Here is a 15208-nt window from a genome sequence, read left to right as displayed (position 1 = left end):
GGCGGCGCGTAAGATCAGATGTCGTGCTTGCGAATGTTCTTCAGCATCTTCTGCAATGTCGCGATCAGCGCCGCGTATTCGGCATCGTCGACATCGTCGAACATTGCCTCGAAAGCGTCGTGCATGGCCGGCCAGGCGCGCGCGAACTCGGCGCGGCCATCGTCGGTCAGGAACACATGGCGGATACGGCTGTCGGTGACCCCCTGCTCGCGCCGCACAAACCCTTGCCCCTCCAGCGTGTCGAGCGTGCGGCTCAAGGTCGACTGCTCGATGACGGTATAGACCGAGAGATCGTTGACGGTGACGCCATCGGTGACCGACAACACGGCCAGCGTACGCACCTGCGGAATGGTCAGGCCCTGCTTGCGGAAATTGTCACGTAAGGTGGCGTTGTAGCGGCCCATGATGCGGTTCATCAGATAGGGCGCGAATTGCTGCAGGCCGATCTGGCCCAAAGTCGAGATGCGCTGGCGCTTTTCAACCTTCTGTTCCATCACAGCCTCCCCGCCAGGAGAAAGCCGGAGCCGCCGCCCAAGCCAGCACCCGGATGGGTCGAGGCACCGATGTGGTAGAGACCCCTGACCCCGGTGGCGTGATTGCGGCTCGTCTTGAACGGCCGCCACAGAAACGACTGGTCGATAGCCGAGGAACCGCCATAGGGGTCGCCGCCGACCAGATTGATGTTCATCGCTTCCAGGTCGGCCGGCGAACAGGCGCGGCGTGCGATGACGCTGTCCTTGAACCCATCGATATGGCTGGCAAGGATCGCTTCGGCACGGTCGGCATAGGCTTCGCGCAGCGCCTCGGTCCAGCGACCGTCTGCCGGTGTTTGCAGTTTGCCGGCGGCATCGCCCTTGATATGCCGTGGCGCCTCGGGCAGTTGCAGCCACAGGACCGCCTTGCCGTCCGGGCAGCGCGATGGGTCGAGCGCGTGCGGCTGGCCGATGCACATGGTCGGCACCTCCGGCAGCATGCCGCGCACGGCTTCGTTGCAGGCCTTCGAGACGCCGTCGAGCCCCGGCGTCAGATGCAGCAGCGCGACCTTGTCCAGGCCCTCGCCGCGCCATGCCGGCGGCTTGTCCAAGGCATAGTGGATCTGGAAATTGCCCTTGCCGTAGCGGTATTTTTGCGCTGCCTCGACGTCTGCTTTCGGCGCCGCGTCGCCGAGCAGCCGCTCGTAGAGCTGGGTCGGCGTGACCGAGCAGATGACGCTCTTGTTCACGTTGATCGTTTCGCCCGAAGCCAGCCGCACGCCGGCGGCGCGGCCTCCGCTTTGGACAATAGCCGCGACGTCGGCGCCGGTGCGGATTTCGCCGCCACGTTCCCTGATCAGGGCCTCGAAGGCGGCCAGCAGATTCCTGGCACCGCCCTTGACGATCGGCGCGCCGGCCGCCTCAAGCGCGAAGGCGATGACCTTGGCGATCTGGCCGGAGAACGCGTCCTCAGGCCCGAGGCCGGCATGCAGCACCCAGGGCGCCCACAGCGCGCGCATGGTTTCCGACTGATAGGTGCTTTCCAGCCAACCGCGCGCCGGCACCAGCGCGCTGCCGAGAAAGGCGGCAAGGCCACGCGGGCCGCGCCGCCAGGCTTCACCCGCCAGCAGCCTGGCCGTCGGGTAGGACCACAGGCTGCCACCGAGCAGTCCGAACAGCAGACCGGCGTTGCGCTCGATCTCGCCGACATCGTTTGCGTGCCGGTCGCCGTCGCCCGCGGCAAGCGCATTGATCGCCGCTACATTGGCGATACGGTCGGTGCGCAGGACGGCATGGCTGCCGTCCGGGCGCAGCACACCGGTCGGCGTGGAGCTGTTGCAAAACTCCAGGCCGTGCCGCGCCAGATCCTTGCCCAGCGCCGCATAGGCCGGCGAGGTGATGAACAGGACAAAGGTCGTCGCCATCACGTCGTGGATGAAGCCGGGCGCGGTGATTTCTTCGGTGCGCATGCAGCCGCCGATGCGGTCGTTGCGCTCGAGCACCAGCACCTTCGCCCCCTTGCCGCCAAGCATCGCCGAGCAGACCAGCGCGTTGATGCCGCTGCCGACGACGATGTGATCGGGAGCGCTCATCGATGCGTGCTCCTAGCAGAGATTGGCGCTCTACGGCGCCGTAGAGCCGCAGCTTTGCAAGGCTGCCGCTCCCACTCCGTCACCACAGTGCCACTTCCGCACATGATCTTCTCCCGAAGACCGCAGCTACCCTATTGCCTTGGCACCAACGCCAACGCGCGGATCGGGCTGCCGGTGCCGTGCTCGATCTTGAGCGGCGCCGCGATCAGGATCGCGCCTTTCGGCGGCAGCCGGTCGAGGTTGCAAAGGCTGGCGAGACCGTAGCGGTTAGCCTTGTGCATCAGGCTATGCGCCGGGAACGGCGGCTCCATTCCCCCTGCTTTTCCAGCATCCGTGCCGATCGTCTCGCTGCCCCAGCCCTTGATGTCCTTGCTAATCAGATACTGGATGGCTTCGGCGGTCGGGCCAGGCGTGTGCGGTCCGGTCTCATTGGCGTTGAGGAACTCGGCTTCCGAGCCGTTGCGCTTATACCAGTCGGTGCGCATCACCACCCACTCGCCGGGGTTGATAGCGCCATGTTCGGCTTCCCATGCCTTGATGTGATCGACGGTGAGCAGGAAATCGTGATCGGCTGCCGCTTGCTTGGAACAGTCGATGACGTTGACGGGTCCGACGAAGTTCTGCGCCGGAATGGTGTCGGTGGCGCCGTCCGGATAATCCTTGCCGGTGATCCAGTGGTTGGGCGCGTCGAAATGCGTGCCCGAATGCTCCCCGAGCTTGAGCCAGTTCCACGCCCACCACGGACCGTTCTTGTCATAGGCGGAGATGGCGTGGATCTCGATCTTCGGCGTGTCGACCGCCAGTTCCGGCGGCAGCTTGATCAGCGGTGTGTCGGGCCCGAGCGGCGCCGTCAGGTCGACCACCTGAATGGCGCCTGAAAGCAGCTGGCCGGCGACTTCGCCTAAAAGTTGTTGTGTGTCCATGGTCTCTGTTCCCTCTTTCTCGATGGTGCTGAAGGCTCTCGCGGCCCTTAATATCCTACTAGACGAAAACATATGCATCTGCAATTATCTTTAAGCATAAAGGAAATGGGACGGGGCGTGAGCGAGTTCGACGCCATATTTGTCGGGGCAGGCCACAACAGTCTGGCATGCGCCGCGCATCTGGCGCTCAAAGGCTGGAAAACCGCAGTTTTCGAGCGTAATGCAACGATCGGCGGCGCCGTTCAGACGCGCGAATTGACGCTTCCGGGCTTCCGGCACGATTTCGGCGCGATGAATCTCAGCCTGTTCGCCGGCTCGGCCTTTCACAAGAAATATGCAAATGAATTGAAAACCCACGGGCTGGAATTCGTGCCGGTGGCCGACTGTTTTGCCAGCGCCTTCCCCGACGGTCGCTGGTTCGGCGTCAGCAGCGACCTGGAAGTGACCGCCTCGCGCATGGCCGCTTTTTCCGACGCCGACGCACAGACATGGCGCCGTCTGGTTGCGGCATTCCCGGCGGAGGCCGAGCATCTGTTCCGGCTGCTGGGCTCGCCGATGAGCGGCCGTGCGCTCGCCGGCACCGCCTGGAACCTCTGGCGCAAGAAGGGTTTTGCCGGCGCGCTCGATACAGGTCGGTTGCTGCTTTCGTCACCCCGCGCCTGGCTCGAGGATACTTTCGAGTCACCGCATGTCAGGGCGACGCTGGCCACCTGGGGCATGCATCTCGATTTCGCGCCTGACATCGCCGGCGGCGCGGTGTTCCCTTACCTCGAATCCATGGCCAACCAGTGCTTCGGCATGGTGCTCGGCAGAGGCGGCGCCGACACGATTATCCGCGCTTTGTCGGGCATGCTCACGGCCGCCGGCGGCAAGATCGTCACTGGGGCTGATGTCGCCGAGATCACGGTTTCGGCCGGCAAAGCGACCGGCGTGCGGCTCACTTCCGGCGAGACCCACACCGCCACCAAGGCCGTCATCGCCGGTGTCGCGCCCAAGGCGCTGACCGGGAAACTGTTGCCTAACGGATCCGGCGACACCGGCTTCGACACGGCCGTGAAAAAATTCCGCCACGCGCCGGGGACGTTGATGATCCATCTGGCGCTCGACGACCTGCCGGACTGGCGCGCCGGTGCCGAGCTTCGGCAGTTCGCCTATGTGCATCTGTCGCCGTCGCTCGATGCCATGTCCTGGACCTATCAGCAGGCGATGTCAGGGGTGCTGCCGGACGAACCGGTGCTGGTCGTCGGCCAGCCGACGGCCGTCGATCCCTCGCGCGCGCCGGACGGCAAGCACGTACTTTGGGTGCAGGTGCGCATGCTGCCAGCCGAGATTGCAGGCGATGCGGCGGGCACGATCGCGGTGGCTCACTGGGACGAGGCTAGGGAGCACTACGCCGAGCGCGTCCTCGACATTATCGAGCGCTATGCGCCCGGCCTTCGTCGGAAGATCCTCGGCCGCGCCGTGTTCTCGCCCATCGACCTCGAACGCGAGAACCCGAACCTTGTCGGCGGCGACCAGATCTGCGGCAGCCATCATCTGGCGCAGAATTTCCTGTTCCGGCCGGCGCGCGGTTACGCTGGCTGGAACACGCCGGTCGGCAATCTGCACCTGACCGGGGCGGCAACATGGCCCGGCGCCGGCACCGGGGCGGCGTCGGGCTTCATGCTCGCGCAACAACTTGGCGGGAGGTAGGCTCCATTTTTCATCTAGGGTGAAGGAGGACAAGGCGCGGTTGCCCAAGGAGCCTAAACCCACCGATTGACAACGACACCGCGCATAAAAGCAACAGGGGAACGACCATGACAATCAACAGACGAGAATTGCTCGGATATGGCGCGGCCGCACTTGGCGCCACGGCGCTCGGCCTGCCGCAAATCGCCAGGGCTGCCGGCGAACTGACCATCGCCTACAATGTCAATTTGCCGTCCTGGGACCCGACCACCGGGCCTTCAGCGGTCAACCCGACCATCCAGGGTCTGTACCAGTCGGTGTTCGACCAGTTCATCCCGCAGAAGCCGGATCTTTCTTTCGCGCCCGGCCTGCTCACCGAATGGGGCTGGAACGAGGGTCGCAGCAAGATCATGATGACGGTGCGCGAGGGCGTCACCTGGCATGACGGCTCGCCATTCACGGCCGAAGACGTGGTCTGGTCGCTGCAGCGGGCGGGCGATGAAAAAACCGGCAACCCGATCCAGTTCGTCTGGAAGAACGTCAACAACTTCAAGATCGACGGCGACAAGATCACCGGCGACGTCGTGCAATTCGACCCGGTGTATTTCAAGTGGATGTCGTTCCTGACCGGCTACATCATGCCGAAGGCCTATTACGAAAAGGTCGGCGCCGAGGGTTTTGAGAAAGCCCCGATCGGCACCGGGCCCTACATGGTCGACAAATTCGAGCGCAACGCCTTCCTGCGGCTCAAGGCCAACCCGAACTACTGGGGCAGCAAGCCGGCCTTCGAGAACGTAACCATCAAGTTCGTTACCGATGCGGCGAGCCGCGTCGCCGAGATCGAGTCCGGTTCCTCGCAGGTGACCCTCGAGGTCCCCTATGAGGAATATGACCGCCTGATCGCCAAGGATGGACTTGCCGGCTCATGCAAGAACGTTTCCGACATCGGCATGATCTTCTTCAACGACATCGACGTGATGCTGGACAAGAACGTGCGCCAGGCGGCGGTGATGGCGGTCGACAAAAAGCTTTTGGTCGACCGGCTGCTGCGCGGTTACGGCCAGCCCATCGATACGCTGGAGACGCCGGAATACGCGGCCTACGATGCGTCGATCAAGGTGGAGCACAATCCGGACAAGGCCAAGGAACTGCTGGCCGCCTCCGGCTATTCGCCAGAAAAGCCGGTCAAGTTCACGATACAGACGACGAAGGGCTTCAAGCCCAAGGATTACGAGATGATCCAGGCGATCGTCGGCATGTGGCGCAAGGTCGGCATCGAGGCGACGATCGAGGTCTACGAGATCGCCAAGCACTACGAGCTGCGCGCCGCCGACAAGCTGGCGCCGGCGGCCTTCTACAATTGGGGCAATGCCATCGGCGATCCCACCACGTCGACCGGCTTTGCCATGTATGGCCCGAGCCCGCACTCGGTGTGGGACAGCCAGGACCTGATCGACATGATCAACCCGCTATGGGGCGAGAAGGACGAGGCCAAGCGCATTGCCGGCTGGAAGGCCGTCGACAAATATATCGCCGAACAGGCCTATGTGCTGCCGCTGATCCAGTATGCGCAGCCGATCGTGCATGCCAAGGGCGTCAATGTCGTGCAGCATGTGTCGGGCGCACTTCTGCCGGCGCTGATGAGCCCGGCCTGAGACAGTCTTCGGCTTGTCGCGCGCCGTCCGGAATGACGGCGCGCATTTTCCGCCACGGGCGACCATGCTGCTGCAAAGATTCCTGATCCGTCTTCTGACGATGGCGATCACGCTGTTCGGCGTGGCCGTCGTCGTCTTCGTCGTCATCCGTGTCGCGCCAGGCGATCCGATCGCGATGATGCTGCCGCCCGGTGCAACCGATGCCGACATCGCGCGTCTGCGCGCGCTTTACGGGCTGGACAAGACCATCGTCCAGCAATTTTTCATCTGGCTGGCAGGTGTCGTCAGGGGCGATTTCGGCACTTCGATTTCGCTCCGGCAGGATGTTCTGGGCCTGGTCTTCAACCGCCTGCCGGCGACGCTGGAACTCGCGATCGTCGCGCTTGTGATGGCGCTGGCGATCGGCGGCACGACGGCGATCCTCGGCGCGCGCGAACGCGGCACCGCGGTCGAAGCCGGCATCGACATTGCCAGCGGTGCGGCACTCTCGATTCCCGATTTCCTGTGGGGCCTGGTGCTGATCCTTCTGTTTGGCGTGCTGGTGCCCATCTTCGACATTTCTGGCCGGGTGTCGCCGCAGCTCGACCTGCCCTTCGCCACGCAATTCTATCTGTTCGAAAGCATCGTCCGGCTGCGCTTCGACCTGACCAGGGACCTGCTGGCACACATGCTGATGCCGGCGATTGCGCTGGCGCTGCCGCTGGCCGCGATCATCTCGCAGCTGCTGAAACAGTCGCTGAAGGAAGTGCTCGACCTCGACTACGTCGTGCTGGCGCGGGTAAAGGGCTTTTCGGAAACGCAGGTCATCCTGCGCGAGGCGCTGAAGAACGCGGCCCTGCCGACGCTGACGCTGGTCGGCGTGCAGTTCACCTTCCTCATCGGCGGCACGGTCATCGTCGAACGACTGTTTTCCTATGAAGGTCTCGGCAACATGGCGATCGATGCCGTCATCAACCGCGACCTGCCGCTGATCCAGGGCATCGTGCTGGTCTTCGCGCTGCTGTTCGTGCTGATCAACCTTGCCGTCGACATGATGTACGCCCTGCTCAATCCGAGGCTGCGCCATGGATGAGGCCCGCATTTCGAGACATGGCTCGCGGGCACGCCTGTGGCTGGCCGGCGGCTGGCTGCTGATTGCGCTGCTGGCCGCGATTTTTGCGCCGTTGGTCGCACCGCAGGACCCGCTGGCGCAGGATTTGATGCTGGAGCGGCTGCCGCCTTTCTGGATTGATGGCGCCGAGCCCGGCTACTGGCTCGGCACCGACAGCCTCGGCCGCGATCTTCTGTCACGGCTGATCTTCGGTGCCCGTATCGCCTTCATCGTCGCCTTCGCGGCAGCCTTTGCCGCCTGCCTGGTCGGCTCGACGCTCGGCCTGATCGCCGGCTATTTCGGCGGCTGGGCCGACCGCATCATCTCACGTATCGTCGATGTCTGGATGGCGTTTCCGCCGGTGCTGTTTGCCATCCTTCTGGTCGCCGTGCTCGGCACCGGCTTGAGCTCGGTTATCATTGCCATTGCCGTCATCGACTGGACGCGCTTCTGCCGGGTGATCCGCGCCGAGACGATGGGCCAGTCGCGCATGGACTATGTCGAGAACGCCCGCATCGCAGGCTACGGCCGCATCGGCATCATGCTGCGCGAAGTGCTGCCCAATGTGGTGCCGTCGATCGTCGCGCTGCTGTCGCTGGAGATGGGCATTGCCGTCATCGTCGAGGCGATCCTGTCCTTCGTCAATCTGTCGATCTCGACCGACGACCCGACCTGGGGCGGCATCATCGCCGAGGGTCGCCTGTCGATCCATCAGGCCTGGTGGGTGCTGGTGTTCCCGCTGGTCACCCTGATCCTGACGGTGCTGTCGTTCAGCCAGTTTGGCGAGGGCCTCAGGGCACGTTTCGATCCGGTGCTGCGATGAACGCGCAGGCGAAACCCTGCCTCGACATACGCAGCCTTAGCGCGGTGCTGCCTAATGGCTTGCGCGTGCTGCGCTCGGTGTCGCTCGCCGTCGAGCCCGGCGAGGTGCGCGCGCTGGTCGGCGAGAGCGGCGCCGGCAAGACGATGATCGGCAAGGCGGTGCTTGGCGTCCTGCCTTCGAGCGTGCGCATCGTCGAAGGCGATATGCTGTTCGAGGGCGAGGACCTCGGCAAGCTTCAGCCAAAGGCAAGGCGCACGCTGATCGGCGCGCGCACGGCGCTGATCCCGCAGGATCCGCTTACCGCGCTCAACCCGTCACGCCGCATCGGCCCGCAGATGACCGACCGGCTGGTGCGCATCCTCGGCTGGAGCGGCGAGAAGGCCGATGCACGCATCCGCCGATTGCTGGACGAGGTGCAGATCCGCGACCCCGAGCGTGTCCTCAAATGCTATCCGCACGAGCTGTCCGGCGGCATGCGCCAGCGCGTGCTGATCGCCGCGGCGTTTGCGGCCGAACCAAGGCTGATCGTCGCCGACGAGCCGACCACGGCGCTCGACGTGACGGTGCAGAAGCAGATCCTGCGGCTGATCGCGCAGCTGCAGCGCGAGCACGGCACGGCGATCCTGTTCGTTACCCATGATCTCGGCGTCGTCGCCAAGATCAGCCAGAAGGTCTCGGTGCTCTATGCCGGCAAGGTGGTGGAGGAGGCCGAAACGGCCGCTCTCTTCGCTGCCCCGCAGCACCCCTACACGCGAGCGCTGATGGCCGCGACTCCGCGCTACACCGATCCCTTCGCTTCGCTGAAACCCGTGGACGAGGCGGTACTGGCCGGGCTAGCCGCGGAGATCGCCGCCGCCGATCAGGCCTGGAGGCGCCCGCATGGCTGAGCCGCTGTTTTCCGTGCGTGGGCTGAAGGTCGCGCTGCCCGACATGACGCGCAAGCCGCTGATCGGCCGCGCGCCCTTGGCCGAGATCCTGAAAGGGCTGGATTTCGACCTGCCAAAGGGATCGGTGACCGGCATCGTCGGCGAATCCGGCTCCGGCAAATCGACGCTTGGCCGCGCCTTAGTGCGGCTTCTGGAGCCGAGCGCCGGCAAGGTCATCTTCGACGGCCGCGACATCACACACCTGCCTGAGGCCGAGCTCCGGCCGCTGCGCCGCAATCTGCAGATGATCTTCCAGGATCCGATGTCGTCGCTCAACCCGCGCCGCACCATCTTCAGCATCATCGCAGCACCGCTCAAGCAGAACGGGCTTGGCGACAATCTCAGGGATCGTGTCGCGGAGGCGTTGCAGCGCGTCGGCCTGCCGCAAGGCTTCGCCAGCCGCTATCGTCATGAATTGTCGGGCGGCCAGCGCCAGCGCGTCGGCATTGCCCGCGCGCTGGCGCTGTCGCCGAAATTCGTGCTGGCCGACGAAATCGTCTCAGGCCTCGACGTGTCGACGCAGGCACAGATCCTGACGCTGCTGGAAAAACTCGCCGCCGAAATGGGCCTGACCGTTGCCTTCATCAGCCATGACCTGTCGGTGATCCGGCGGCTCTGCCGGCAAGTGATCGTCATGCGCGAAGGCGCGATCGTCGAAGCCAGCGCGACCGACGCTTTGTTCGAGCAGCCGCAGCAGGGCTACACGCGCGATCTCCTCGCCGCCATTCCGCTGCCCGAGATCGATGATGCCTGGCTACTTCCCGCCGCAAAGGCGCCGGCATGAAACACAATCCTATTCGCACGCTAAAGAGCGGGCCTCAGGCGTGCACCCGGCAAAATGTCCCGCGATGGAGGATGACTGACATGAAGAATGCAATCCGCTACGCAGTGCTCACCGCCACCGTGCTGGGAGGCATCGGCACGGCTTACGCCAGTTCCATTCCCGGCATGCGTGGCCACGACCACACCGGCGTCACCGTCCCCGACATGGAGCAGGCGGTCGATTTCTTCACCGAGGTGGTTGGCTGCAAGAAGGCGATGTCGTTCGGCCCGTTCGCCGACGACAAGGGCACATTCATGCAGGATCTGCTGGGCGTCGATCCCAAGGCGGTGATTGAGGAGATCACCCTGGTCCGCTGCGGACACGGGTCGAACATCGAGCTGTTCAAATACACCGCGCCGGACCAGAAGGACCTGACGCCTCGCAACAGCGACATAGGCGGCTTCCATATCGCCTTCTATGTCGACGACATCGCCGCCGCAAAAGCCTATCTTGACGGCAAGGGCGTCAAGACGCGGATGGGACCGCTGCCGGTTACCGAAGGCCCGGCCGCCGGCCAGACCATCCTCTACTTCCAGGCGCCCTGGGGCTTGCAGTTGGAAGCGATCAGCTATCCCAATGGTATGGCTTATGAAAAAGATGCGGAGACGGTGCTGTGGAGCCCGAAGAACCCGGAAAAATAGCCCGGGGCGTCCCTGGCCTGCGCAAGCCGACTGCCGGCAAGCTGGGTTTCTGGGGCGGATTGTTTCAATCCTGAAACTTTAAGCTTGAATTAATCCGTCTCAGGCGTAAACTCGACAAACAGAAGCGAAGAGGAGATCGCACGATGAAAGTTGCGGTTCTCGGCGGCGGACCAGCCGGGCTCTACTTTGCAATCTCGCTGAAGCTCAGGGATGCCGCGCATGAGGTCACGGTGTTCGAGCGCAACCGTGCCGATGATACGTTTGGCTGGGGCGTCGTGCTGTCGGCCGAAACGCTGGAGAACCTGACCAAGAACGACCCGGTCAGCGCCGTCTGGATCCGCAAGCATTTCGCCTATTGGGACGATATCGCCGTCATCCATGACGGCATGCGCACGGTCTCGACCGGTCACGGCTTTTGCGGCATTGGCCGCAAGCGGCTGCTCACGTTGCTGCAGCGGCGGGCGCGCGAACTCGGCGTCAAGCTGGTCTTCGAAACCGACATCGCCGATCCCAAGCCATATATGGAGACGCACGAGCTGGTTGTCGCCGCCGACGGGTTGAACTCGAAAGCGCGGGGCGCCTTCGTCGACGTGTTCAAGCCCGATATCGACATTCGTAGATGCAAGTTCGTCTGGCTCGGCACCCACCAGAAATTCGACGACGCCTTCACGTTCATCTTCGAAAAGACCGAGCATGGCTGGGTGTGGGCGCATGCCTACCAGTTCGACAGCGATACCGCGACCTTCATCGTCGAATGCAGCGAGCAGACCTGGCAGCGCTTCGGCTTCGGCGCGATGTCGCAGCAGGAATCGATTGCCGTCTGCGAGCGCATCTTTGCCCGTCATCTCGGCGGCCACGCGCTGATGACCAACGCCAATCATATCCGCGGCTCGGCGTGGATCAATTTCCCGCGCGTCTTGTGCGAACGCTGGTCCTACACGAACCTGGCGCTGATGGGCGACGCGGCGGCGAGCGCGCATTTCTCGATCGGTTCCGGCACCAAGCTGGCGCTGGAAAGCGCGGTGGCGCTGGCCGACTATGTCGAGTCCGAGCCAGACCTCGAGGCCGCCTTTAGCAAATATGAGGACGCCCGCCGCACCGAAGTGCTGAAGCTGCAGTCGGCGGCGCGCAATTCGCTCGAATGGTTCGAGGAGGTCGAGCGCTATCTCGGCCTCGATCCGGTGCAGTTCAACTATTCGCTGCTGACGCGTTCGCAACGCATCAGTCACGAAAATTTGCGGCTGCGCGATGCCGAATGGCTGGCCGGCGCCGAGGAGTGGTTCCAGCGCCAGGCCGGCGCCGGGGGCAACAATCTGCGTCGCGCGCCGATGTTCGCGCCGTTCCGGCTGCGCGGCATGGCGCTGCAGAACCGCGTCGTCGTCTCGCCGATGGCGCAGTACAAGGCGGTCGACGGCTGTCCGACCGATTGGCATTTCGCCCATTACGCCGAACGGGCCAAGGGCGGCGCCGGTCTCCTCTACATCGAGATGACGTGCGTCAGCGCGGAGGGCCGCATCACGCCTGGCTGCCCCGGTTTCTATGCGCCCGAGCATGAGGTCGCCTGGAAGCGGCTGGTCGAGTTCGTCCATGCCGAAACCGAGGCCAAGATCTGCGCCCAGATCGGCCATTCCGGTGCAAAGGGGTCGACCAGGCTCGGCTGGCAGGGAACCGACGTGCCGCTGCCCTCAGGCAATTGGCCCGTCATGGCAGCGTCTTCCGTGCCGTGGTCGCGGGAAAACCAGGTGCCGAAGGCGATGGACCGCGCCGACATGGATATGGTGCGCGGCCAGTTTGTCGCTTCGGCCGAGATGGCGGCGCGCTGCGGCTTCGACATGCTCGAAATCCACGCCGCGCACGGCTATCTCCTGTCCTCCTTCATCACGCCCTTGACCAACCGGCGCACCGACTCCTATGGCGGCTCGCTGGAAAACCGCATGCGCTACCCCTTGGAAATCTTTCATGCGGTGCGCGCCGCGTGGCCGGCCGAGAAGCCGATCTCGATGCGCATCTCCGCCAATGACTGGCTGGGCATCGAAGGCGTGACGCCGGCCGATGCCGTAGAGATCGCGCGGCTGCTGCATGAGGCCGGCGTAGACATCTGCGACGTATCGGCCGGCCAGACGTCGGCCGTGGCAAGACCGGTCTATGGCCGCATGTTCCAGACGCCGTTTTCCGATCGCATCCGCAACGAGGTCGGCATGGCGACGATGGCGGTCGGCAATATCTATGAGCCGGACCACGTCAACTCGATCCTGATGGCGGGCCGCGCCGATCTCGTCGCGCTGGCTAGGCCGCATCTTGCCGATCCGTATTGGACGCTGCACGCAGCTGTCACGCTTGGCGATCGCGGCGTCAAATGGCCGGATCCCTATCTGCCCGGCCGCGACCAGCTCTACCGGGTGGCCGAACGCGAAGCGGCAGCGGGGTTGAAAGTATGAGTGCCGCGGTGACGATTTCGCGGCGTCATGCGCTGGTCACCGGCGGCGGCTCCGGCGTCGGCCGCGCGATCGCGCTGGCGCTGGCCGGCGCGGGCGTTGACGTGACCATCTGCGGCCGGCGCGTGGAGCCGCTTGCCGAGGTCGCCGCGGAGAACAAGTCCATCTTCGCCATTGCCGCCGACGTCACCGACGAGACGTCGATGGCGTCGCTCTACGAGGCCGCGGAAGCGGCACGCGGAGCGTTCGACATCGTCGTTGCCAATGCCGGTATGTCCGGCAGTGCCCCGGCGCAGCGGACCTCGCTGGCAGACTGGCAGCGCACGCTCGACGTCAACTTGACCGGTGCGTTCCTGACGGTGAAGCCGGCGTTGGCCGGCATGGCAGTGCGCAAGACTGGCCGTATCATCTTCGTCGCTTCCACCGCCGGACTGAAAGGCTATCCCTATGTCGCAGCGTACGTTGCCGCCAAGCATGGCGTCGTCGGCCTGATGCGGGCACTCGCCGTCGAGACCGCTAAGTCCGGCATAACAGTGAATGCCGTGTGCCCAGGGTTTGTCGAAACCGAGATGCTGGAGAGCACCGTCCAGCGCATCGTCCAAACGACCGGCCGCTCGTCCGAGCAGGCACGGACAAGCCTAGCCGCGACCAACCCGCAAGGCCGCTTCATCCAGCCGGAAGAAATTGCGGCCGCGGTACTTTATCTGTGTGGCGACGCCGCCCGGTCGATTACCGGACAGACGATTTCGATCTCCGGAGGTGAGACATGGTAGCCGGTCCCCTGCCCGCCCCGTCCGGACCCGGCAAGGACCGCCTGCGGCTGTGGATACGCCTGCTGCGCGCCTCGCGCACCATCGAGGCCGAGCTGCGCGAACGACTGCGGCAAGAGTTCAACACAACGCTGCCACGCTTCGACGTGATGGCCGCGCTCTACCGCGCGCCGGAGGGCATGCTGATGAGCGATCTTTCGCGCTTCCTGCTGGTGTCCAACGGCAATGTCACCGGCATCATCGACCGGCTGGTCTCGGAAGGGTTGGTGATGCGGGCCCGACGCAATGGCGACCGCCGCACCTCGATGGTGCGGCTGACGGAAGAGGGATCGAAGATTTTCGCCGTGATCGCCGCCGCGCATGAGAAATGGGTCGGCGAGTTGCTGGGCAATGTGAGCGAGGATGAGGCGCGCCGGCTGACCGGCATGCTGACCTCCTTCCGCAGCAATTGGGAGGGACGGGAATGACGAAGCTGGCCGGCCGCAAGCCGAAGCATTTCCTCTGGCAGGTCGAAGGCAAGATCGCAAAGATCCGGCTCGATCGACCGGAGCGCAAGAACCCGCTGACCTTCGACAGCTATGCCGAATTGCGCGACATATTTCGCGATCTCGTCTATGCCGACGATGTCGACGCGGTGGTGTTCCTTCCCAATGGCAGCAATTTCTGCTCGGGCGGCGATGTCCACGAAATCATCGGCCCACTGGTCAAGATGGACATGAAGGCGCTGCTCGCCTTCACCCGCATGACGGGCGATTTCGTCAAGGCGATGCTGAATTGCGGCAAGCCGATTATTGCGGCGGTCGATGGCGTGGCGGTCGGCGCCGGCGCGATTATCGCCATGGCCTCCGATATCCGCATCGCCACGCCTCAAGCCAAGACAGCATTCCTTTTTGCGCGCGTCGGCCTTGCCGGCTGCGACATGGGGGCCTGCGCGATCCTGCCGCGCATCATTGGCCAGGGCCGCGCCGCCGAGCTGCTCTATACCGGCCGCACGATGAGTGCCGAGGAAGGCGAGCGCTGGGGCTTCTACAACCGGCTGGTCGATACCGCAACGCTTGAGGCCGACGCGCTCGACATGGCCGCGCGCATCGTTTCCGGCCCGACCTTCGCCCATGGCATGACCAAGACGCAGCTGAACCAGGAATGGTCGATGGGTCTCGACCAGGCGATCGAAGCGGAAGCGCAGGCGCAGGCGATCTGCATGCAGACCCGCGATTTCGAGCGGGCGTACACGGCTTTCGTGGCCAAGGAGAAGCCGGTGTTCGAGGGAAATTGAGATGATCGCTTCCACGCTGGCGGGACAGCACCCTCCTCTGGCCTGCCGGCCATCTCCCCCTCAAGGGGGGAGATTGGATATCAGGCCCGCTTTCGCCAATCTCCAACATC

14 protein-coding genes are annotated in these 15208 nt (G+C 64.3%); 11 read left to right on the top strand and 3 right to left on the bottom strand.

Going from position 1 to position 15208, the window contains the following annotated elements; all coding sequences use genetic code 11:
• Positions 1-14: 14 nt before the first annotated feature.
• From NKH28_RS02230 to NKH28_RS02220, 3 genes are all read right to left on the bottom strand, one after another.
• Entirely contained in the window at positions 15-494 is a 480-nt protein-coding gene (locus tag NKH28_RS02230) for a MarR family winged helix-turn-helix transcriptional regulator (protein ID WP_352455076.1), read from the bottom strand.
• Positions 494-2065, bottom strand: a complete 1572-nt coding sequence (locus NKH28_RS02225) for a phytoene desaturase family protein (RefSeq protein ID WP_352501691.1) — start codon at positions 2063-2065, stop codon at positions 494-496. The genes NKH28_RS02230 and NKH28_RS02225 overlap by 1 nt, the downstream gene beginning before the upstream one ends.
• A gap of 131 nt (positions 2066-2196) precedes the next feature.
• A complete protein-coding gene (locus NKH28_RS02220) occupies positions 2197-2988 on the bottom strand; it encodes a cyclase family protein (protein WP_352540480.1) in 792 nt (263 codons plus the stop codon).
• 117 nt (positions 2989-3105) lie between these two features.
• Between NKH28_RS02220 and NKH28_RS02215 the strand changes: the two genes are divergently transcribed.
• The 11 genes from NKH28_RS02215 (at position 3106) to NKH28_RS02165 (ending at position 15098) form a co-directional block, all read left to right on the top strand.
• Complete coding sequence (locus NKH28_RS02215) at positions 3106-4680, top strand: phytoene desaturase family protein (protein WP_352540479.1); 1575 nt, start codon at positions 3106-3108, stop codon at positions 4678-4680.
• A gap of 107 nt (positions 4681-4787) precedes the next feature.
• Positions 4788-6314 carry an ABC transporter substrate-binding protein gene (locus tag NKH28_RS02210; protein ID WP_352540478.1) on the top strand — a complete coding sequence of 509 codons (1527 nt, stop codon included), beginning with the start codon at positions 4788-4790 and terminating at the stop codon, positions 6312-6314.
• Between the two features lie 64 nt (positions 6315-6378).
• Positions 6379-7386: an ABC transporter permease gene (locus NKH28_RS02205; RefSeq protein WP_352540477.1), complete on the top strand. Its 1008-nt coding sequence runs from the start codon at positions 6379-6381 to the stop codon at positions 7384-7386.
• The gene (locus tag NKH28_RS02200) at positions 7379-8227 is read left to right on the top strand and encodes an ABC transporter permease (protein WP_352540476.1); all 849 of its coding nucleotides are present in this window, start codon (positions 7379-7381) and stop codon (positions 8225-8227) included. The genes NKH28_RS02205 and NKH28_RS02200 overlap by 8 nt, the downstream gene beginning before the upstream one ends.
• Complete coding sequence (locus NKH28_RS02195) at positions 8224-9114, top strand: ABC transporter ATP-binding protein (protein WP_352540475.1); 891 nt, start codon at positions 8224-8226, stop codon at positions 9112-9114. Before NKH28_RS02200 ends, NKH28_RS02195 begins: the two co-directional genes overlap by 4 nt.
• Complete coding sequence (locus NKH28_RS02190) at positions 9107-9937, top strand: ATP-binding cassette domain-containing protein (protein WP_352448550.1); 831 nt, start codon at positions 9107-9109, stop codon at positions 9935-9937. Before NKH28_RS02195 ends, NKH28_RS02190 begins: the two co-directional genes overlap by 8 nt.
• A gap of 80 nt (positions 9938-10017) precedes the next feature.
• A complete protein-coding gene (locus tag NKH28_RS02185; protein WP_023676837.1) occupies positions 10018-10617 on the top strand; it encodes a VOC family protein in 600 nt (199 codons plus the stop codon).
• A 143-nt stretch (positions 10618-10760) separates the two neighbouring features.
• A complete protein-coding gene (locus NKH28_RS02180) occupies positions 10761-13055 on the top strand; it encodes a bifunctional salicylyl-CoA 5-hydroxylase/oxidoreductase (protein ID WP_352977655.1) in 2295 nt (764 codons plus the stop codon).
• On the top strand, positions 13052-13825 hold the full coding sequence (locus NKH28_RS02175; RefSeq protein ID WP_352470008.1) for an SDR family NAD(P)-dependent oxidoreductase: 774 nt from the start codon (positions 13052-13054) through the stop codon (positions 13823-13825). The genes NKH28_RS02180 and NKH28_RS02175 overlap by 4 nt, the downstream gene beginning before the upstream one ends.
• Positions 13819-14289, top strand: coding sequence for a MarR family winged helix-turn-helix transcriptional regulator (locus NKH28_RS02170; protein ID WP_023676834.1), 471 nt, complete (start codon positions 13819-13821; stop codon positions 14287-14289). The genes NKH28_RS02175 and NKH28_RS02170 overlap by 7 nt, the downstream gene beginning before the upstream one ends.
• A complete protein-coding gene (locus NKH28_RS02165; protein ID WP_352977653.1) occupies positions 14286-15098 on the top strand; it encodes an enoyl-CoA hydratase family protein in 813 nt (270 codons plus the stop codon). The genes NKH28_RS02170 and NKH28_RS02165 overlap by 4 nt, the downstream gene beginning before the upstream one ends.
• Positions 15099-15208: the final 110 nt, after the last annotated feature.

Source organism: Mesorhizobium sp. M1227, from assembly GCF_040318315.1.
Classification (GTDB): domain Bacteria; phylum Pseudomonadota; class Alphaproteobacteria; order Rhizobiales; family Rhizobiaceae; genus Mesorhizobium.
This window is presented reverse-complemented; position numbering and strand designations above follow the sequence as displayed.